The following is an 18,884-nucleotide window of genomic DNA, read 5'->3' on the forward strand; positions in this document are numbered from 1 at the left end:
CACGCTTGCGACCAGCGTTCGGGCGGTTGCGAAAGACCCCGCACAGTGCGGGGCGGTTGTATCGGCGCCCGTCCCTCAGCGGAACATGGCGCTGATGGATTCCTCGTTGCTGATGCGGCGCACGGCTTCGGCGACCACCGGACCGATGTCCAGCTGGCGGATGCGGTCGCAGGCCTGGGCGGCGGCGGACAGCGGAATGGTGTTGGTCACCACCAGGGCGTCCAGCACGGAGTTCTCGATGTTCTCGATGGCGCGGCCGGACAGCACCGGGTGGGTGCAGTAGGCGTACACCTTGGCGGCGCCGTGCTTCTTCAGCGCGGTGGCGGCGTGGCACAGGGTACCGGCGGTGTCGACCATGTCGTCGACCAGGATGCAGGTACGGCCTTCGACGTCACCGATGATGTGCATCACTTCGGACTGGTTGGCCTTCGGGCGACGCTTGTCGATGATCGCCAGGTCGACGCCGAGGCTCTTGGCCACAGCACGGGCGCGCACCACGCCGCCGATGTCCGGGGAGACGATCATCAGGTTCTCGAAGCGCTGGTCCTGGATGTCGTCGACCAGTACCGGCGAACCGTAGATGTTGTCCACCGGAATGTCGAAGAAGCCCTGGATCTGGTCGGCGTGCAGGTCGACGGTGAGCACGCGGTCGACGCCGACCACGGTCAGCATGTCGGCCACCACCTTGGCGCTGATCGCCACGCGGGCGGAACGCGGGCGGCGGTCCTGGCGGGCATAGCCGAAGTAGGGGATGACCGCGGTGATGCGGCTGGCCGAGGAGCGGCGGAAGGCGTCGGCCATCACCACCAGCTCCATCAGGTTGTCGTTGGTCGGCGCGCAGGTCGGCTGGATCAGGAACACGTCCTTGCCGCGCACGTTCTCGTTGATTTCGACGCTGATTTCGCCGTCGGAGAACTTGCCTACGGAAACGTCACCGAGGGGAATGTGCAGCTGACGCACGACACGGCGGGCGAGATCGGGGTTGGCGTTCCCCGTGAAGACCATCATCTTGGACACGCGCAGTACCTGCCGACTGAGGGTAGACCTGACGAACAAAAAACCTTTGTGACCTCGCGGTCTCCACCGCAAAACCACAAAGGTTTTTCTGGAATATGGCAGGGGCGGCTGGATTCGAACCAACGCATGGCAGGATCAAAACCTGCTGCCTTACCGCTTGGCGACGCCCCTGTGGCGTATAAACAACTGCTGACTGGCTGCGTATAACCTCAAGGAGGTTATGGCAGGGGCGGCTGGATTCGAACCAACGCATGGCAGGATCAAAACCTGCTGCCTTACCGCTTGGCGACGCCCCTGTATCGTACAACCCAGTGCTATGCACTCACTTCCCTTGCCAGCTCTTCGAGCTTGCGGTGCAACATCGAAACGTTGCGCCCCTGGGCTACGAAGCTTGGCAGTGTGGCCGGAAGCTGGCGCGAAACTTTATCAGCCTCGTCGCGGTTTGGGAAGCTCCCAAACACACAAGCTCCGGTGCCGGTCATTCTTGCGGGAACAAATTTGTTCAGCAAGTTCAAGGCGTTACGAACTGCAGGGTAACGCTGCTCGACCACCGGCTGGCAGTCGTTACGACCGCCCCCTGCGGGAAGGCCGCAAACTCTAATGGCCGGGGTATCGCGTGTCAACTCCGGCGCAGAGAAAATTTCTGCTGTGCTGACAGACACTTGCGGCACTGCGACGAGAAACCAGGGTTCCTCCAGGGCGACCGGCACCAGTTGCTCGCCGACGCCGCCGGCGAAGGCGGCGCGGCCGCGCACGAACACCGGGACGTCGGCGCCAAGTTCGAGGCCGAGCGCGGCCAGGCGGTCGAGATCGAAGCCGAGCTGCCACAGGCGGTCGAGGCCGAGCAGGGTGGTGGCGGCGTCCGAGCTGCCGCCGCCGATGCCGCCGCCCATGGGCAGGCGCTTGTCCAGCCAGATGTCGGCGCCCAGCGGCGTGCCGGCGGCCTGTTGCAGGCGGCGGGCGGCGCGCACGATCAGGTTGCTGTCGTGGGGCACCCCCGCGACCTCGGTGTGCAGGCGAATTTCGCCGTCCGCACGAAGTCGGAAGCCCAGCTGGTCGCCGTGGTCGAGGAACTGGAACACCGTCTGCAGCTCGTGGTAGCCGTCGGGGCGGCGGCCGAGGATGTGCAGGAACAGGTTGAGCTTGGCCGGGGCCGGCAGGATCAGGGTGGCGTCGTGCATGTCGGTCATGGGCAGGTGGCGATCACAGGCCGAGGCGGCGCGGCAGCCACTCCTTGATCACCAGGGTGATGTCGAGGTCCTCGCCGGACAGCTTGAGCCGCTGCGGCAGCCAGAAGCCGCCCTGCTGCCGATAGTCGGCGTATTCGACCCGCCAGCCGTCCTGTTCGAGGCGCGCCAGGCGGCTGTCGGCGTCGAGGGTCAGCTGGCTCTTGCTGTCCGGCGCCGGCAGGCCGCGCACCCACCACAGCAGGTGGGAGACCGGCAGGCGCCAGCCGAGCTGTTCTTCCAGCAGCGCCTCGGGGGAGGCGGCCTGGTAGCGGCCCTGGTTGGCCACCTCGAGGAGGATGTCGCCCTCGCGCCCGGTCAGCCGGGTGGCGCCGCGGCCCAGCGGGCCGGACAGGCGGATGTCGTAGTAGTCGCGGCGCTGCAGCCAGAACAGCACGCCGCTGCCGGAGTCCTGCGGGGCGCGGATGCCTACCTTGCCGCTGATCTGCCAGCCGTCGATGGCGGCGACTTCGGCCTTGTGGCTGCGCCAGGCGCCGGGGTTGCCCTGCCCCTCCAGATCCTCGCGCGGGCCAATGCCGGCGCAGCCGGCGAGCAGCAGCAGACCGGCGAGCAGCAGGTGCTGGATTCTCACGGCTTCACCTTGCCGGTCAGGCGCTTGAGGGTGTCGCGCAGGATGGCGCTGTCCGGGGTGTCGGTCAGCGCCTTGCGCCAGACTTCGCGGGCCTCGGTCTGCTTGCCGGCGGCCCACAGCACTTCGCCCAGGTGGGCGGCGACCTCGTGGTCGGGCATGCGCGCGAGGGCCAGACGCAGGAACTGTTCGGCCTTGGCCAGATCGCCGAGGCGATAGCTGACCCAGCCGAGGCTGTCGAGAATCGCCGGATCATCCGGGTTCAGCGCATAGGCCTTCTCGATCAGCTCCAGGGCCTCCTGGTAGCGGGTGGTGCGATCGGCCAGGGTGTAGCCGAGGGCGTTGAGGGCCATGGCGTTGTCCGGCTCGCGCTCGAGGATGAAGCGCAGGTCGCGTTCCAGGCCGCTGAGGTCGCCGCGTTTCTCCGCCAGCATGGCACGGGTGTACAGCAGGTTGAGGTCGTCGGGGTAGCGCTCGAGGGCCTCGCCGACCACCTTCCAGGCATCGCCCAGACGCTCCTGCTCGGTCAGGCTCTCGACCTCGATCAGATAGAGCTGCAGGGCGACGTCCGGCTGGCTCTCGCGGGCGCTGGCCAGCTGGCGACGGGCTTCGGCATCGCGGCCGAGCTTGACCAGCAGGGCGGTGCGGCGTACCTGCGCCGGCAAGTACTCGTCGCCTGCGCCGACCGCGGCGTACTGCTCCAGGGCGGCGTTCGTATCGCCGTCCTGCTCGGCGATCTGGCCGAGGTGGAAGTGGGCGGTATCGGTATGGGCATCGCGCTCGATCAGGGTCAGTAGGTGGCCGCGCGCATCGTCGCGCTCTTTGGCCTCCAGGCTGATCAGCGCCAGCGACAGACGCAGGTCGTCATCCTCGGGGAAGCGGCGCAGCAGCTCGGCGAACTGCTCGCGGGCTTCCTTCAGGCGCTCCGCTTCCAGCAGCTGGCGGGCGTAGGCCAGGCGCAGGCGCTTGTCGTCCGGATGCTGGCGCAGGCCGTCCTTGAGCAGTGGCAGCACTTCCTCGTCGCGATCCAGGCTGGCCAGCAGGCGGGCGCGCAGCAGCAGCGGCGCAACCTCGCGGCTGCCCGCCGGATGCTGCTCGAGGCTGGCCAGGGCTTCCTCGCTGCGGCCGTCCTGCTGCAGCAGCACGGCGCGGCCGAACAGCAGCTGGGGGTTGTCCGGGTAGCGTTCGAGCAGGCGCTCGAAGCTCTGGCGCAGGCCGGCGCGGGTTTCCGGGTCGGTCTGCGCGGCGGTCAGGGCAAGGAAGTCGAAGTGGGTGTCGCCCTTGGCCTTGAGCACCAGCTCCATGTAGCGCATGGCTTCGTCCTGGCGTCCGGCGCGGGCCAGCTGGATGGCGGCGATGCGCTGGGCGTCGAGGTTGCCCGGGGCGCTGTCGGCCCACAGCAGGGCGGCGTCCAGGGCGGCATCTTCGGCGCCGACGTATTCGGCGATGCGGTAGGCGCGCTCGGCCACCGCGGGATCGCCGGTGGCGTGGGCCTGCTCCATGTAGTTGGCCAGGGCGATGTCGTAGCGCTCGCGCTGACCGGCCAGCTCGGCGGCCAGCAGGCTGTACAGGGTGTCGGGGCTGAACGAGGCGCTGGGCGCGGGGGCAGCGGTTTCGCTGGCGGCCGGTGGCGCCTGCTGGTCGTCGGGACCGGCGGAAGGCAGGGTCTGGCAACCACCGAGCAAGGTCAGGGTGGTCAGCAGCGCAAGGGATTTGTTCATGGCAGGCATACGCGGGTTCACCGGCAGGTCGGGCAATCATGACACAAGCGCCGGGTCAATCCCATGGCCGCGGAGGTCCATCATCGCCGGCGACGCGGCGAGGCAGTTGTCCTGCACCGGTCTAAGTAGGACAATTGTCCGCTTTCAGGTCACCTCAGCATCCCCGCATGGCTTTTCTCGCCCTCGGCATCAACCACAAAACCGCATCGGTGGCGGTCCGCGAGCGCGTGGCCTTCGGCCCCGAGCAGCTGGTCGACGCCCTGCAGCAGCTGTGCCGGGTGACGCCGTGCCGCGAGGCGGCGATCCTCTCCACCTGCAACCGCAGCGAGCTGTATCTGGCGCTGGACGAGTCGCGCGCCGAGGCGATCCTGACCTGGCTGGCCGGCTATCACGGTCTCAACCTCGACGAGCTGCGCGCCTGCGCCTACATCCATCAGGACGACGCTGCCGTGCGCCACATGATGCGCGTGGCCTGCGGCCTGGATTCGATGATCCTCGGCGAGCCGCAGATCCTCGGCCAGATGAAGGACGCCTACGCCACCGCGCGCGAGGCCGGCACCCTGGGGCCGCTGCTCGGCCGCCTGTTCCAGGCCACCTTCAGCACCGCCAAGACCGTGCGCACCGACACCCGCATCGGCGAGAACCCGGTGTCGGTGGCCTTCGCCGCGGTGAGCCTGGCCAAGCAGATCTTCAGCGACCTGCAGCGCAGCCAGGCGCTGCTGATCGGCGCCGGCGAGACCATCGCCCTGGTCGCCCGCCACCTGCACGAGCAGGGGGTCAAGCGCATCGTGGTGGCCAACCGCACCCTCGAACGCGCCAGCGCGCTGGCCAGCGAGGTCGGCGGCCATGCCGTGCTGCTGTCGGCGATTCCCGAGGAGCTGGTGGGCAGCGACATCGTCATCAGCTCCACCGCCAGCCCGCTGCCGATCCTCGGCAAGGGCGCGGTGGAGAGTGCGCTGAAGAAGCGCAAGCACCGCCCGGTGTTCATGGTCGACATCGCCGTGCCGCGCGACATCGAGCCCGAGGTCGGCGAGCTGGACGACGTCTACCTGTACACCGTCGACGACCTCCACGAGGTGATCGCCGAGAACCTGCGCAACCGCCAGGACGCCGCGCGCGCCGCCGAGGAGCTGGTGCTCACCGGGGTCGGCGAGTTCATGCTGCGCCTGCGCGAGCGCGACAGCCTCGACCTGCTGCGCAGCTACCGCCAGCGCGCCGAGCAGCTGCGTGACGACGAACTGGCCAAGGCCCTGCGCCTGCTCGGCAACGGCACGCCGGCCGAGGAGGCCCTGGCCCAGCTGGCGCGCGGGCTGACCAACAAGCTGCTGCATGCGCCCAGCGTGCAACTGAAGAAGTTTTCCGCCGCCGGCCGCCAGGATGCGCTGGCCGTGGCCCAGGAACTGCTCGACCTCGACGGCGAGCAGCATCGCTAACGCCCCCGCGTGCCGTGGCAGCCAGCCGCGGCACCAGCCATGGTGAAACCGCACCGATGAAAGCCTCGCTGCTGAACAAGCTCGACACCCTGCAGGACCGTTTCGAGGAGCTGACCGCGCTGCTCGGCGATGCCGAGGTGATCAGCGATCAGACGAAATTCCGTGCCTACTCGCGCGAATACGCAGAGATCGAGCCGGTGATCGAGGCCTTCCGCGCCTTTCGCAAGGTGCAGGGCGACCTCGAGGGTGCCCAGGCGCTGCTCAAGGACAGCGACCCCGACCTACGCGAGATGGCCGAGGAGGAAGTCGCCGCGGCCAAGGCCCAGCTCGAGACGCTGGAGGCCAACCTGCAGCGCATGCTGCTGCCCAAGGACCCCAACGACGGTCGCAACGTGTTCCTCGAGATCCGCGCCGGCACCGGCGGCGACGAGGCGGCGATCTTCTCCGGCGACCTGTTCCGCATGTACTCGCGCTATGCCGAGCGCCAGGGCTGGCGCGTCGAGATCCTCTCCGAGAACGAGGGCGAGCACGGTGGCTACAAGGAGGTGATCGCCCGCGTCGAGGGCGACAACGTCTACGCCAAGCTCAAGTTCGAGTCCGGCGCCCATCGCGTGCAGCGCGTGCCGGAAACCGAGTCGCAGGGGCGCATCCACACCTCGGCCTGCACCGTGGCGGTGCTGCCCGAGCCGGACGAGCAGGCGGCCATCGAGATCAACCCGGCCGACCTGCGCATCGATACCTACCGCGCTTCGGGCGCCGGCGGTCAGCACGTCAACAAGACCGAGTCGGCGATCCGCATCACCCACATGCCCTCGGGCATCGTGGTCGAGTGCCAGGAAGAGCGCTCGCAGCACAAGAACCGCGCCAAGGCCATGGCCTGGCTGGCGGCCAAGCTGCAGGACCAGCAGGACGCCGCGGCGCACAAGGAGATCTCCGAGACCCGCAAGCTGCTGGTCGGTTCGGGTGACCGCTCCGAGCGCATCCGCACCTACAACTTCCCGCAGGGCCGGGTCACCGACCACCGCATCAACCTGACCCTCTACTCGCTGGGCGAGGTCATGGGCGGCGCGGTGGAACAGGTGATCGAGCCGCTGCTGCAGGAGTACCAGGCCGACCAGCTGGCGGCGCTTGGCGATTGAGATTTTCTCTTTACCGGCTGCCGTCAATCGTAGGGTAGAAAACTCGCGCAGCGATTTTCTACCGTCACCACCGGCGCCTCTGGTGGACAACGCTGCGCGGTTGTCCACCCTACGTTCGAACGCGCCTCCCTCCGGAGAAGGCAGCTGATGCCCACTATCGAAGCTCTGTTGAACAGCGCCGAGCTGCCCGACTCGCCAAGCGCCCGCCTGGACGCCGAGCTGCTGCTCGCCCACGTGCTCGGCAAGCCGCGCAGCTACCTGCGCACCTGGCCGGAGCGCGAGCCCGACGCTGCGCAGTGCGCCGCCTTTGCCGCACTGCTGGCGCGTCGCTGTCAGGGCGAGCCGGTCGCCTACCTGCTCGGCCGCCAGGGTTTCTGGAGCCTGGAGCTGGAGGTGGCGCCGCACACCCTGATTCCCCGTCCGGACACCGAACTGCTGGTCGAGACCGCGCTGGCGCTGGGGCCGCAGGGCCCCGCGCGGGTGCTCGACCTCGGCACCGGCAGCGGTGCCATTGCCCTGGCGCTGGCCAGCGAGCGGCCGGCCTGGCAGGTGCTCGGTGTCGACCGAGTGGCCGAGGCGGTGGCGCTCGCCGAGCGCAACCGCGCGCGCCTCGGGCTGGACAATGCCCGCTTCGTCGAGAGCCTGTGGTTCGCCGCGCTGGGCGGTGAGCGGTTCCGGCTGATCGTCGGCAACCCGCCATACATCGCCGCCGAAGACCCGCACTTGGCGCAGGGCGACGTACGCTTCGAGCCGGCCAGCGCGTTGGTGGCCGGCCGTGACGGGCTGGACGACATTCGCCTGATCGTGCGTGAGGCGCCGGAGCATCTGGACGCCGGTGGCTGGTTGCTGCTCGAGCATGGCTACGATCAGGCCGAGGCGGTGCGCGCGCTGTTCGCCGCCCGCGGTTTCGTCGCCGTGGAAAGCCGCCGCGATCTCGGCGGCCACGAGCGCATCACCCTCGGCCAGTGGCAGGGAGGCAGCGATGCTGAGTGACGATGAACTGCTGCGCTACAGCCGGCAGATCCTGCTGAAGCAGGTCGACATCGATGGCCAGTTGCGTATCCGTGCCGGCAAGGTGCTGGTGGTCGGCCTCGGTGGCCTCGGCTCGCCGGTGGCGCTGTACCTGGCCGCTGCCGGGGTCGGCGAGCTGCACCTGGCCGACTTCGACACGGTCGACCTGACCAACCTGCAGCGCCAGGTGATCCACGACAGCAATAATGTCGGCCAGGCCAAGGTCGACTCGGCGATGGCGCGTCTGGCGGCCATCAACCCCCATGTGCGGCTGCTGCCGCTGCGCCAGGCGCTGGACGCCGATACGCTGTCCGCCGCGGTGGCGGCGGTCGACGTGGTGGTCGACTGCTGCGACAACTTCACCACCCGCGCCGCGGTCAACGCCGCCTGCGTCGCCGCCGGCCGGCCGCTGGTGTCCGGCGCGGCGATCCGCCTCGAGGGCCAGCTGTCGGTGTTCGATCCGCGCAACGCCGCCAGCCCCTGCTACCACTGCCTGTACGGCGCCGGCAGCGAGGCCGAGCTGACCTGCAGCGAGGCCGGCGTGCTCGGCCCGCTGGTGGGGCTGGTCGGCAGCCTGCAGGCGCTGGAGACGCTCAAGCTCTTGGCCGGCTTCGGCGAGCCGCTGGTCGGCCGCCTGCTGCTGGTCGATGCGCTGGGCAGCCGTTTCCGCGAGCTGCGCGTCAAGCGCGACCCGCAGTGCCCGGTCTGCGGAGGGCGGCATGGCCAGTGAGGCCCCGGTCGGCGTGTTCGACTCCGGGGTCGGTGGTCTGTCGGTGCTCGGCGAGCTGCGTGCGCGTCTGCCCCGCGAGTCGCTGCTCTACGTCGCCGACAGCGGTCACGTGCCCTACGGCGAGAAGAGCCCCGACTACATCCGCGAACGCTGCCGGCGCATCGCCGATTTCCTGCTGACACAGGGCGCCAAGGCGCTGGTGGTGGCCTGCAACACCGCCACGGTGGCGGCGGTGGGCGAGTTGCGCGAGCGCCATCCCGGCCTGCCGATCGTCGGCATGGAGCCGGCGGTCAAGCCGGCGGCGGCGGCGACCCGCAGTGGCGTGGTCGGCGTGCTGGCCACTACCGGCACGCTGCGGAGCGCCCGGTTCGCCGCCCTGCTGGATCGCTTCGCCAGCGACGTGCGGGTGGTCACCCAGCCCTGCCCTGGGCTGGTCGAGTGCGTCGAGCAGGGCGCGCTGACGGCGCCGGCGACCCGCACGCTGCTCGAAGCCTACGTGCAACCGCTGCTGGCGCAGGGTTGCGATACCCTGATCCTCGGCTGCACCCACTATCCCTTTCTCAAACCGCTGCTGCGCCAACTGGTGCCGAGCGGCGTCGAACTGATCGACACCGGGGCTGCGGTGGCGCGCCAGCTCGAACGCCTGCTCGCCGAGCACGAGCTGCTCGCCGCGGGCGCGGCGCAGCCGACACACTTCTGGTCCAGTGGCGATCCGCAGGCTCTGGCGCGCGTGCTGCCGGTGCTGTGGGGCGAAGCGGCGCCGGTGGCGGCGCTGGAAGTCTGAAGCACGTCGTTTCCGTTGCGCGCTGGCGCTCCTATACTTGCTTCACAAGTGTTACACCCGAGCTGCCACAGATACTTCACAAAGACAGACGGGAGATGTTTTCTCGCCAATGGAACAAGGAATTCCTCTCATGAAGCGATTGCTGAGCGTCACCGCTGTACTGGCAACGGCCCTGGGCGCGAGCGCACCGGCCAGCGCCTGGGACGTCACCCTGGCCGCCGGTGTGACCCGCGAGTCCACCGAGGTGGTGCGCCTGGGCTTGCAGCAGGACTTCGGTCGCAGCTGGTGGCAGAGCTCCACCGGCCAGCTGACCGGCTACTGGGATGGCGGCTACACCTACTGGTTCGGCGACAAGAGCGCCAGCAACCACAGCCTGTCGTTCGCCCCGGTGTTCGTCTACGAGTTCGCCGGCGAGAACGTGCGCCCCTACATCGAGGCCGGTATCGGCGTGGCCTTCTTCGAGAGCACCGAGTTCGAGGAGCACGACCTGAGCACATCTTTCCAGTTCGAGGATCGCCTCGGCTTCGGCCTGCGCTTCGCCGGGCAGGAAGTCGGCCTGCGCGCCATCCACTACTCCAATGCGGGGATCAAGAATCCCAACGACGGCGCCGAGACCTATACGCTGCACTACCGCACCGCGTTCTGAGACGCTGCAGACGACAAAAAGCCGGGAGATTCCCGGCTTTTTCGTTTCTGCGCGGCAGACTCAGGCGCTGCCGGTCCCCACCTGGCGGGCGGGCTCTGCGCGCGGAACCCGCGCCGCGCGAGTCCTGCGCGACCTCGTCAGGCCGCATGCTCGAGCAGGCGGCGGGCTGCCTCCTGGCCGCTGAGCCAGGCGCCCTCGACCCGGCCGGACAGGCACCAGTCGCCGCAGGCGTACAGACCGAGATCCGGATCGGCCAGGGCGCCCCACTGGTGGGCCTGCGCCGGGCGGCCGTAGAGCCAGCGGTGGGCCAGGCTGAAGTCGGCTTCCGGCACGGCGCAGCCGATCAGCTCGGCGAAGGCGCAGCGCAGTTGCTCGATCACCGCCTCGCGCGGCAGATCGAGGTGCTGCCGGGTCCACTGGCTGCTGGCGTGCAGCACCCAGGCATCCGGCTCGGCCTGACGGCCCGGCTTGCTGCGGTTGCGTGCGACCCAGTCGAGCGGGCTGTCCTGCACGAAGCAGCCTTCCACCGGGGTGGCCAGCGGCTTGGCGAAGGCCAGCCCGACGGCCCACACCGGGTCCATCACCGCACTGGCCACGGTGGCGGCCAGCTTCGGAGCGCTGGACAGCAGGGCGGTGGCCTGCGGCGCGGGGGTGGCGATGATCACCCGGCTGAACGGGCCGTGGCTCTGGCCGTCGGCGTCCTGCAGGTGCCAGTGCTGCTCGCCGCGGAACACCTCGGTGATGCGGCAGGCGAAGGTGATCGGCAGCTCGCCGAGCAGGTTACGGGTCAGCGCGCTCATGCGCGGCACGCCGATGAAGCGCAGCTGGGTGTCGGGCGACAAGGAAAGCTCGCCGGCCTGGGACTGGTACAGGGCGGGCTTCCACTGGTCGAGCCAGCCGTTCTCCTGCCACTGCTGCACGGTTTCCACGAAGCGCCGGTCGCGGGCGGTGAAATACTGCGCGCCGAGGTCGAGATCGCCGATCTCGGTGCGCCGACTCGACATGCGGCCGCCGCTGCCGCGGCTCTTGTCGAACAAATGCACGGCTAACCCCGCCGCCGTGAGGGCGTTGGCCGCGGAGAGCCCGGCCATGCCGCTGCCAATGATGGCGATGGGACTGTTCATGACGTCACCTCTATTGCTGGGATTTCAGGCTAATCCTTGGACTCAACTTGTACAATGCCATAATTCTGTATAATACGCTTCGGTCCACTCCAGCCATGAACCCGGCTATTGGCAGGCTACTGCCGCCTGGCCGGTAATTCCAGTGTGGACCACACTCTGAACTGACGCATGCAGGTAGAGAAGGAGATACGGCCGTGCGCATTCTGCTGACCGGCGGTACCGGACTGATCGGACGGGCACTGTGCCGCCTTTGGGCTGCGCAGGGGCACGAGTTGCTGGTGTGGAGCCGCCGCCCCGCTGAGGTGGCCGAGCTGTGCAGCGGCGCGCGGGGTGTCGGTCGTCTGCAGGAGTTGGATGGCGAGGCGATGCCGGACGCGGTGGTGAACCTGGCGGGAGCGCCGATCGCCGACCGGCCGTGGACCGCCGCGCGGCGCCGCCTGCTGTGGGAAAGTCGGGTGACCCTGACCCGGCAGCTGGTCGACTGGCTGGCCAGCCGACCGCTCAAGCCTCGCGTGCTGCTGTCCGGTTCGGCGGTCGGCTGGTACGGCGATGGCGGCGAGCGCCGCCTCAGCGAGGACAGTGCCGCCGGGGGCGAGGACTTCGGCAGCGAGCTGTGCTTCGCCTGGGAAGGCGAGGCGCGGCGCGCCGAAGAGCTGGGCGTCCGCGTGGTGCTGATTCGCACCGCGCCGGTGCTGGCGCGCGAGGGCGGCATGCTGGGACGCCTGTTGCCGCCGTTCCGCCTGGGCCTGGGCGGGCGTCTGGGCAGCGGCCGGCAGTGGATGCCATGGATCCACATCGAGGACGAGGTCGGCCTGATCGACTTTCTTTTGCAGCACGAGGAATGCAGCGGTCCCTATAATGCCTGCGCGCCGAACGCGGTGCGCAACGCCGAGTTCACCCGCATCCTGGCCCGCGTGCTGCACCGTCCGGCGCTGTTGCCCGCTCCGGCCTGCGTGCTGCGCCTGGTACTCGGCGAGATGGCCGGTCTGCTGCTCGGTGGCCAGCATCTGCAGCCGCTGCGCGCCATGGAAGCGGGCTACCAGTTTCGTTTTTCCGACCTGGAGACGGCCCTGGCCGATCTGCTGGGCTCTCACTGACAAGGACATTCATGACCGATCACGCGTTGCTGCTGGTCAACCTCGGTTCGCCAGCCTCCACCGCGGTGGCCGACGTGCGTCGCTACCTCAACCAGTTCCTGATGGACCCCCATGTCATCGACCTGCCCTGGCCGCTGCGCCGGCTGATCGTGGCGATGATCCTGATCCGGCGCCCGGCTGCCTCGGCCGAGGCCTATCGCTCGATCTGGTGGGCGGATGGCTCGCCACTGGTGGTGCTCAGCCGCCGCCTGCAGGCCAAGGTGGCGGAGCGCTGGAAGGACGGGCCGGTCGAACTGGCGATGCGCTACGGCGAACCCTCCATCGAGGGCGCCCTGCAGCGGCTGGCCGCTTCCGGGGCGCGCCGGGTGACCCTGGTGCCGCTGTATCCGCAGTTCGCCGACAGCACGGTGACCACCGTGGTCGAGGAGGCCAGACGGGTGCTGCTGGCTCGTAACCTCAAGCTGAAGATGGACGTGCTGCCGCCGTTCTACGACCAGCCGGAATACCTCGAAGCCCTGGCGGACAGCGCCCGGCCCTATCTGGCGCAGGGCTTCGATCACCTGCTGCTCAGTTATCACGGTCTGCCCGAGCGGCATCTGCACAAGAGCGATCCCACCGGCGCGCACTGCCTGAGGGGCGATGACTGCTGCCAGCGTGCCAGCGGGGACGTCCTCGCCAGCTGCTATCGCGCCCAGTGCCTGCGTACCAGCAGCGGTTTTGCCCGGTACGCGGGGCTGCGGGATGAGCAGTGGTCGGTATCCTTCCAGTCACGCCTGGGGCGTGCCAAGTGGATCGAGCCCTACACCGAGGCGACGCTCGACGAGCTGGCCGGCAAGGGCGTGAAGAAACTGCTGGTGATGTGTCCGGCATTCGTCGCCGACTGCATCGAGACCCTCGAGGAGATCGGCGAGCGCGGACGCGAGCAGTTCCGCGAAGCCGGCGGCGAGGAGCTGGTGCTGGTGCCGTGCCTCAACGATCACCCGCAGTGGGTGGAGGCGCTGGTCCGGCTGTGCGAGCGCATGCCGCAGGAACTGTGAGCATCCGTCTGACATGACAAGGGCGACCCGCGGGTCGCCCTTGTCATGTCTGCGTCAGGGAAGCTGGCGCAACTGCTCGAGCAGGCGATGGTTGGGATAGCCATCGGCCGGCCAGCCCAGCTGCTGCTGGCTGGCGCGCACCGCCCGGCGGGTATTGGCGCCAATGATGCCATCCGGGGTGCCGGGGTCGAAGCCGCGCTGCGCCAGGCGCTCCTGCAGCTCGATACGCTCGCTGCGCGACAGCGGCCGCTCGCCGCGCGGCCAGCCGGCGAGAACCTGGCCACCGCCGTCGAAGCGCTCGGCGAGCAGGCTGATGGCCAGCGCGTAGGCGGTGGAGTTGTTGTACTTGAGGATGGTGCGGAAGTTGTCCTGCACCAGGAACGCCGGGCCGAGGTGACCGGCAGGCAGCAGCAGGGTGGCGTTCTGCTGGCGGGCGGCGTTGACCTGGGGCTGTTCAGCCAGCGGCCGGACGCCCAGTTGCAGCCATTCGCCGACCGTCTTGCGCACCTCCGGATCGGCCAGCGCATAGTCGAAGCCCTGTGGCAGGCGCACTTCCATGCCCCAGCCCTGGCCCGGTTGCCAGCCCGAAGCGCGCAGGTAGTTGGCGGTCGAGGCCAGGGCATCGGCGGTGGAGTCCCAGATATCGCGCCGGCCGTCGCCGTCGAAGTCCACCGCATGGCGCTGGTAGGTGGTCGGGATGAACTGGGTCTGGCCCATCGCCCCGGCCCAGGACCCCTGCATGCGCTCCGGTCGCACGTCGCCGTGCTGGAGGATCGCCAGAGCGGCGATCAACTGCTCCTGGGCGAACTGCGGGCGCCGCCCCTCGTGGGCGAGGGTGGCCAGCGAGCGGATCACGCTCATGTTGCCCATGTTGCTGCCGAAGTTGCTCTCCATGCCCCATACCGCCACCAGCGCATGGCGCTCGACGCCGTAACGCTGTTCGATGGCGCGCAGGGTGCCGGCATGCTTGGCGAGCAGTTGCTTGCCCTTGACCACGCGCTGGGGGGAGACGGCACTGTCCAGATATTCCCACACCGGGCGGGCGAACTCCGGCTGACTGCGGTCGAGGCGGATCACCGCCGGGTCGGGGCTGACCCCCGCGAAGGCGCGGTCGAAGGTCTCGGCAGCGATACCGGTCGCCAGGGCGACGCGGCGGAAGTCTTCGCGCCACTGGCTGAAGCTGCGCGGCATGGCCGGCGCGGCAGCGACCGGCGCCGCGACAGACAGGCTGGCGGGCACGGCGGCTCCCAGTGTCGGCGCCGCTTGCAGGGTACGGTTGGCAGGAGGCTCGGCACAGGCGCTGAGCTGGACCACCGCCAGCAGCAGGGCACTGCTGCCGAACAGGCGCTGGCGCAACCGACGCCCGGCGGACAGATAAGGCATGAACGACTTCCACGGCAAAGCGAAAACAGGGGACAACCTTAACACGCATGGACCACGTTGGCTTTACATGGCCTGCCGGAGATAGAGCTCGCCCGTCGGCTGGAGTTCACTGCCCGTGGCGGCATCCGTCGGCGCCGCACTCCAGTTTTTGCAGGATCGGGCAGTCCGGGCGCTGGTCGCCCTGACAGTGTTCGACCAGCTCGCTCAGCGTGTCGCGCAGGCTGACCAGCTCGGTGATCTTGCGCTCCAGCGTGGCGATATGACCCAGCGCCAGGGCCTTCACATCGGCGCTGGCGCGCTGACGGTCCTGCCACAGCTGCAGCAGCTTGCCGACCTCCTCCAGGGAAAAGCCCAGGTCGCGGGCACGCTTGATGAAGGTCAGCCGGTGGAGGTCCTGCTCGCCGTAGTGGCGATAACCGTTGTCGCCACGCCCGGCCGGCCTCAGCAGGCCAATGCTTTCGTAGTGGCGGATCATCTTGGCGCTGAGGCCGGATTGGCGAGCGGCCTGGCCGATGTTCATGGGACTTCCTCCGATTGACGGCGGGCAGCCAGGGTTTGGCCATCCTCTGCTGATGTAATGATCAACCTTGCCATGTTGGGAAGGTAAAGGGGAGTAGGTTGTGGCGAATGCACCGCTGGTGCATGGCAAACGCCGTGGCTCACGGAAATGTAGGGTGCGCCATGCGCACCAACGAGCGCCTGGCGTTGTGTGAGTTCTCGTGAGGGCAAGCGTGGCGCGCCGCACCCTACGTTTCAGCGACCGCCTGTCGCCGTGGTCTGGCTGCGGAGGCACGATCTGGACGCCGCTGGTCGGGGCTGCAAAAAAGTACCTGAGATTCGCAAAACTCTCCTAACCACCAGATGTTTCACCGGCTAGTTTGAGTGTTACGGCAGGCTTACGGCCGTGAACAACCAAGAAACACTTCACGAGGTGGTGAAAATGGAACTTCAAAAAATCAAACAAGCAGTAATCAAGTTCGTCAAGGATGAAGAGGGCCTGACGATTGTTGAGTATGCGGTTGCCGGTGGCCTGATTACCGTTGCCGTCGTCGCGGCGTTTATCATCCTGGGCGGCAACGTGAACGCCAGGATTACCAGTCTGGGTTGCGCTGTAATGGGTCAGACCTGCTGATCGAAGAAATATATGTCTATTGAGGCTGCCAATTATTTGATCGGGGGCTTTCGATGCTGCTTGCATTGATGTCGGTGCTCCTTTTGGGGGCGGTGATTCACGATCTGGTGAGTCACCGACTCCCCAATTATTTCCTTCTTCTGGGCCTGGTTGTTGGTGTCGTCTGGCAGGTGTCGACGAGTGGGTTGGTTGGGCTGGCCTCGGCGGCGGGTGGGCTATTGACCGGCTTCGCTCTGTTCGTGCCGATCTATGCGCTAGGTGGTATGGCTGCCGGAGATGTGAAATTGATGGCCGTGGTGGGCAGTTTTCTGGGAGCCGTGGGAGCATTGTGGGCAGGCGCCTACAGTTTGATGGCAGGGGCGGTTCTGGGAATTGTTTATCTGTTCTGCAGAGGGCATTTGGGCCGATTTGCGGTACGTTATTGGGCTATGGCTGTTACGCGCAGTCGCATACAGGCAGACGATAGCGATGCGGCTAGACACAGATTTCCTTATGCTGTCGCAATTGCTGCAGGTACCTTGCTGAGTATGTATTGGACGCCGATCTGACAATGTAAGTCCTCTGAACAAATCCAGGGAGAAGGCTATGAATATGCCGGGGTTTGCCAAGGTCGAAGATGCCGGGGTAGACAACTCCGGTGGTGGTAACGGATTCAATGTCGCGCAACCGCGATCGCTGGCGGAAACCGGACTTTCCGATACTCTGTTGATCGATCTGCTCTGCAAGCACCTGTATGACGCCGGTAGTCTGGATACCTCCCGACTGATTGAGCGCATGGCCTTGGCAGGTCCTGTGCTGGATGAGTTGCTAGCCTTTTTGCGCAAGGATGGTCGGATCGAGGTGCTGGGCCAAGCGACCAATGGTGGCGGCCTGCGATATGGGCTGACCGAGCGGGGCCGCGGCAGTGCCCGCGATGCCTTGGCTCGCAGTGGGTATATCGGCCCTGCGCCTTATCCCGTAGAACGCTATCGTGAGCTATTGCGCGCCCAGACTATCCACCACGGTGGTGTTACCGGCAAGGAGATGCATGGTGCTTTCGCCGGGGTGGTGCTGCACAACGGCATGCTCGATCAGCTGGGTGCCGCGCTGAATTCCGGGCGGGCGATCATGATTTACGGCCCCGCCGGTACCGGCAAGACCTTCATCAGCAGCAAACTGATTCGCCTGTTCGGCGAATTGATCTGGGTACCCCACGCCATCGCCATCGGCGAGGCGATCATCGAGGTGTTCGATCCCCAGGTGCACAAGCGAGCCGATGAGGACGTACCGAAGCCAAGTCTGCGTCTCGACCAGGGCCACGACCGCCGCCTGCTGCGCTGCAAGCGCCCGGTGGTGATCACAGGTGGTGAGCTGACCATGGATCAGCTGGATATCCGTTACGACCCCTATACCCGCCAGTACCAGGCGCCGCTGCAGCTCAAGGCCAGTAACGGCATGTTCATCATCGACGACATGGGCCGCCAGCGCATGGCGCCGGCCGAACTGCTCAACCGCTGGATCGTGCCGATGGAGGAGAAAAAAGACTTCCTCAACCTCGGCGGTGGCCGCCACTGTGAACTACCGTTTGACCTGATCCTGGTGTTTTCCACCAACCTCAATCCGCTGCAGCTGGCGGACGAGGCCTTCCTTCGCCGTATCGGCTACAAGCTGCACTTCGACTATCTGAATCGAGACGAATACGAGCGGATCTGGCGGCAGGAGGTGGAAAAGCTGGAAATTCCCTTCGATCCGCTGTTGCTCCGTTACGTGATCGAAGGCCTGCATCAACCGGAAAAGGTGCCGCTGGCACCCTGCCACCCCCGCGATCTGCTGGGCATGGCGCGGGACCGGCAGCGTTATCAGGGGCGCTCCGGGCAATTGACGCCTCAGGAGCTGGAGTGGGCCTGGCGCAACTACTTCGTAAGGCTGCCGGGTGCTGAGCAAGGAGAGAAGTCATGAATTCCCGCACATTGATGTTGATCGCGCTGTCGGTGGTTCTGGGGCTGGGAGCGGCCTGGATGGCTAACAACTGGTTGTCTGCGCGATTGAACACGACCGCCGATTCCAATATGGAAAACGTCGTGGTGGCCGCGGTGGAGATTCCCTTCGGCCAGATGGTCGAGCCCCAGCACGTCAAGGTTGTCAGCATGCCCAAGGGTACAGCTCCGGGCGATGCCTTCGACTCGGTGGAGAAGGTTTCGGGGCGGATCGCTACCTTCACCTTGCTGCAGGGCGACATCCTGCGCAGCGCTCGACTGGCCGAGCATCTGGGCGGTAGCACGCTGGCCTCGCTGATCGAGCCGAACAAGCGGGCGATCTCGGTGCGGGTGGATGACGTGGTGGGCGTCGCGGGTTTCCTGCTGCCGGGCAACCGCGTAGATGTTTTGGTGGCCAAGAAGGTTTCGGGCTCGAGCAACGTGGCCGAGTCGGAAACCATCCTCTACGACCTGAGGGTACTGGCAGTCGATCAGACTGCCAGTACCGATAAGACCCAACCGGTAGTGGTACGTGCCGTCACTTTGGAAATGACGTCGGAAGAGGCGGAAGTTCTGGTCAAGGCGCAGACAGAGGGGAAGCTGCAACTGGCTTTGCGTAATCCGCTGGATGACCAGAAGAAGGTCGATGAACCCAAACCCGCTCCGGTTGTTGCCGTGGTGCCGCCGCCGAAGCCGGTGGTGCGCCGCACCGGCGGAACTCCGGGGGGGCAGGTGACCATCATTCGCGGAACTGAAGTGGAGAATGTGAGCGTTCAGCGGTAAGCGAGGCAAGTGAGTGGCTGGAATCAGGGGCGCCGCACGGCATGCGGCGTTCGCCTCCCAAGCAGGCAAGCGTTGAT

Annotated in this window: 19 protein-coding genes and 2 tRNA genes; 12 read left to right on the plus strand and 9 right to left on the minus strand. The window is 67.2% G+C overall.

The annotated features are described in order from the left end of the window. Positions 1-75: 75 nt before the first annotated feature. The 6 genes from BLT78_RS20125 to BLT78_RS20150 form a co-directional block, all read right to left on the minus strand. Positions 76-1,017 carry a ribose-phosphate pyrophosphokinase gene (locus tag BLT78_RS20125; protein WP_090351732.1) on the minus strand — a complete coding sequence of 314 codons (942 nt, stop codon included), beginning with the start codon at positions 1,015-1,017 and terminating at the stop codon, positions 76-78. A 96-nt stretch (positions 1,018-1,113) separates the two neighbouring features. Next, a tRNA-Gln gene (locus BLT78_RS20130) sits at positions 1,114-1,188 on the minus strand. A 50-nt stretch (positions 1,189-1,238) separates the two neighbouring features. Further along, a tRNA-Gln gene (locus BLT78_RS20135) sits at positions 1,239-1,313 on the minus strand. An 18-nt stretch (positions 1,314-1,331) separates the two neighbouring features. After that, on the minus strand, positions 1,332-2,198 hold the full coding sequence (gene ispE, locus BLT78_RS20140; RefSeq protein WP_090351734.1) for a 4-(cytidine 5'-diphospho)-2-C-methyl-D-erythritol kinase: 867 nt from the start codon (positions 2,196-2,198) through the stop codon (positions 1,332-1,334). Positions 2,199-2,220: 22 nt separating this feature from the next. Continuing rightward, on the minus strand, positions 2,221-2,835 hold the full coding sequence (lolB, locus tag BLT78_RS20145) for a lipoprotein insertase outer membrane protein LolB (RefSeq protein ID WP_090351735.1): 615 nt from the start codon (positions 2,833-2,835) through the stop codon (positions 2,221-2,223). Further along, complete coding sequence (locus BLT78_RS20150; RefSeq protein WP_090352434.1) at positions 2,832-4,553, minus strand: tetratricopeptide repeat protein; 1,722 nt, start codon at positions 4,551-4,553, stop codon at positions 2,832-2,834. Before BLT78_RS20150 ends, lolB begins: the two co-directional genes overlap by 4 nt. 167 nt (positions 4,554-4,720) lie before the next feature. Between BLT78_RS20150 and hemA the strand changes: the two genes are divergently transcribed. The 6 genes from hemA to BLT78_RS20180 all read left to right on the plus strand — a co-directional run bounded on the left by hemA (position 4,721) and on the right by BLT78_RS20180 (position 10,296). Continuing rightward, complete coding sequence (hemA, locus tag BLT78_RS20155; protein WP_090351736.1) at positions 4,721-5,986, plus strand: glutamyl-tRNA reductase; 1,266 nt, start codon at positions 4,721-4,723, stop codon at positions 5,984-5,986. A 56-nt stretch (positions 5,987-6,042) separates the two neighbouring features. Next, positions 6,043-7,125: a peptide chain release factor 1 gene (gene prfA / locus BLT78_RS20160; RefSeq protein WP_090351738.1), complete on the plus strand. Its 1,083-nt coding sequence runs from the start codon at positions 6,043-6,045 to the stop codon at positions 7,123-7,125. 147 nt (positions 7,126-7,272) lie between these two features. Next, positions 7,273-8,118, plus strand: a complete 846-nt coding sequence (gene prmC, locus BLT78_RS20165; RefSeq protein ID WP_090351740.1) for a peptide chain release factor N(5)-glutamine methyltransferase — start codon at positions 7,273-7,275, stop codon at positions 8,116-8,118. Further along, a complete protein-coding gene (gene moeB / locus BLT78_RS20170; protein ID WP_090351741.1) occupies positions 8,108-8,866 on the plus strand; it encodes a molybdopterin-synthase adenylyltransferase MoeB in 759 nt (252 codons plus the stop codon). Before prmC ends, moeB begins: the two co-directional genes overlap by 11 nt. Further along, complete coding sequence (gene murI, locus BLT78_RS20175) at positions 8,856-9,650, plus strand: glutamate racemase (protein WP_090351743.1); 795 nt, start codon at positions 8,856-8,858, stop codon at positions 9,648-9,650. Before moeB ends, murI begins: the two co-directional genes overlap by 11 nt. Before the next feature lie 130 nt (positions 9,651-9,780). Then, on the plus strand, positions 9,781-10,296 hold the full coding sequence (locus BLT78_RS20180) for an acyloxyacyl hydrolase (protein ID WP_090351744.1): 516 nt from the start codon (positions 9,781-9,783) through the stop codon (positions 10,294-10,296). 137 nt (positions 10,297-10,433) lie between these two features. On the opposite strand, the gene BLT78_RS20185 is transcribed toward BLT78_RS20180, so the two are convergent. Beyond that, complete coding sequence (locus tag BLT78_RS20185; RefSeq protein ID WP_090351746.1) at positions 10,434-11,420, minus strand: NAD(P)/FAD-dependent oxidoreductase; 987 nt, start codon at positions 11,418-11,420, stop codon at positions 10,434-10,436. A gap of 194 nt (positions 11,421-11,614) precedes the next feature. On the opposite strand from BLT78_RS20185, the gene BLT78_RS20190 reads away from it, so the two are divergent. Continuing rightward, entirely contained in the window at positions 11,615-12,517 is a 903-nt protein-coding gene (locus BLT78_RS20190; protein WP_090351747.1) for a TIGR01777 family oxidoreductase, read from the plus strand. 11 nt (positions 12,518-12,528) lie between these two features. After that, complete coding sequence (hemH, locus tag BLT78_RS20195) at positions 12,529-13,554, plus strand: ferrochelatase (RefSeq protein WP_090351749.1); 1,026 nt, start codon at positions 12,529-12,531, stop codon at positions 13,552-13,554. A 54-nt stretch (positions 13,555-13,608) separates the two neighbouring features. Here the strand turns inward: hemH and BLT78_RS20200 are convergent, their stop codons facing one another. Then, positions 13,609-14,937 carry a lytic murein transglycosylase gene (locus tag BLT78_RS20200; protein WP_090351750.1) on the minus strand — a complete coding sequence of 443 codons (1,329 nt, stop codon included), beginning with the start codon at positions 14,935-14,937 and terminating at the stop codon, positions 13,609-13,611. A gap of 106 nt (positions 14,938-15,043) precedes the next feature. Further along, on the minus strand, positions 15,044-15,457 hold the full coding sequence (gene cueR, locus BLT78_RS20205; RefSeq protein WP_090351752.1) for a Cu(I)-responsive transcriptional regulator: 414 nt from the start codon (positions 15,455-15,457) through the stop codon (positions 15,044-15,046). Between the two features lie 420 nt (positions 15,458-15,877). Here cueR and BLT78_RS20210 point away from each other — a divergent pair, with 420 nt between their 5' ends. From BLT78_RS20210 to cpaB, 4 genes are read left to right on the plus strand one after another with little or no spacing between them, the layout of a single operon-like run. After that, a complete protein-coding gene (locus BLT78_RS20210) occupies positions 15,878-16,069 on the plus strand; it encodes a Flp family type IVb pilin (RefSeq protein ID WP_090351754.1) in 192 nt (63 codons plus the stop codon). A gap of 53 nt (positions 16,070-16,122) precedes the next feature. Then, positions 16,123-16,617 carry an A24 family peptidase gene (locus tag BLT78_RS20215; RefSeq protein ID WP_090351755.1) on the plus strand — a complete coding sequence of 165 codons (495 nt, stop codon included), beginning with the start codon at positions 16,123-16,125 and terminating at the stop codon, positions 16,615-16,617. A 37-nt stretch (positions 16,618-16,654) separates the two neighbouring features. After that, positions 16,655-18,007 carry an AAA family ATPase gene (locus BLT78_RS20220; protein ID WP_231975659.1) on the plus strand — a complete coding sequence of 451 codons (1,353 nt, stop codon included), beginning with the start codon at positions 16,655-16,657 and terminating at the stop codon, positions 18,005-18,007. Then, positions 18,004-18,807, plus strand: coding sequence for a Flp pilus assembly protein CpaB (gene cpaB, locus BLT78_RS20225; RefSeq protein ID WP_090351758.1), 804 nt, complete (start codon positions 18,004-18,006; stop codon positions 18,805-18,807). Before BLT78_RS20220 ends, cpaB begins: the two co-directional genes overlap by 4 nt. The last annotated feature ends 77 nt before the right edge of the window (positions 18,808-18,884 follow it).

The organism is Pseudomonas oryzae, from assembly GCF_900104805.1.
GTDB lineage: Bacteria > Pseudomonadota > Gammaproteobacteria > Pseudomonadales > Pseudomonadaceae > Geopseudomonas > Geopseudomonas oryzae.

Bases quoted from the DNA above. Each gene is read 5' to 3' on its own strand.
- BLT78_RS20210 (WP_090351754.1), top strand. From the start codon at position 15,878: ATGGAACTTCAAAAAATCAAACAAGCAGTAATCAAGTTCGTCAAGGAT.
- murI (WP_090351743.1), top strand. From the start codon at position 8,856: ATGGCCAGTGAGGCCCCGGTCGGCGTGTTCGACTCCGGGGTCGGTGGT.
- cueR (WP_090351752.1), bottom strand. From the start codon at position 15,457: ATGAACATCGGCCAGGCCGCTCGCCAATCCGGCCTCAGCGCCAAGATG.
- moeB (WP_090351741.1), top strand. From the start codon at position 8,108: ATGCTGAGTGACGATGAACTGCTGCGCTACAGCCGGCAGATCCTGCTG.
- prmC (WP_090351740.1), top strand. From the start codon at position 7,273: ATGCCCACTATCGAAGCTCTGTTGAACAGCGCCGAGCTGCCCGACTCG.
- cpaB (WP_090351758.1), top strand. From the start codon at position 18,004: ATGAATTCCCGCACATTGATGTTGATCGCGCTGTCGGTGGTTCTGGGG.
- BLT78_RS20215 (WP_090351755.1), top strand. From the start codon at position 16,123: ATGCTGCTTGCATTGATGTCGGTGCTCCTTTTGGGGGCGGTGATTCAC.
- BLT78_RS20200 (WP_090351750.1), bottom strand. From the start codon at position 14,937: ATGCCTTATCTGTCCGCCGGGCGTCGGTTGCGCCAGCGCCTGTTCGGC.
- prfA (WP_090351738.1), top strand. From the start codon at position 6,043: ATGAAAGCCTCGCTGCTGAACAAGCTCGACACCCTGCAGGACCGTTTC.
- BLT78_RS20185 (WP_090351746.1), bottom strand. From the start codon at position 11,420: ATGAACAGTCCCATCGCCATCATTGGCAGCGGCATGGCCGGGCTCTCC.
- hemH (WP_090351749.1), top strand. From the start codon at position 12,529: ATGACCGATCACGCGTTGCTGCTGGTCAACCTCGGTTCGCCAGCCTCC.
- BLT78_RS20150 (WP_090352434.1), bottom strand. From the start codon at position 4,553: ATGAACAAATCCCTTGCGCTGCTGACCACCCTGACCTTGCTCGGTGGT.
- ispE (WP_090351734.1), bottom strand. From the start codon at position 2,198: ATGCACGACGCCACCCTGATCCTGCCGGCCCCGGCCAAGCTCAACCTG.
- hemA (WP_090351736.1), top strand. From the start codon at position 4,721: ATGGCTTTTCTCGCCCTCGGCATCAACCACAAAACCGCATCGGTGGCG.
- BLT78_RS20220 (WP_231975659.1), top strand. From the start codon at position 16,655: ATGAATATGCCGGGGTTTGCCAAGGTCGAAGATGCCGGGGTAGACAAC.
- BLT78_RS20180 (WP_090351744.1), top strand. From the start codon at position 9,781: ATGAAGCGATTGCTGAGCGTCACCGCTGTACTGGCAACGGCCCTGGGC.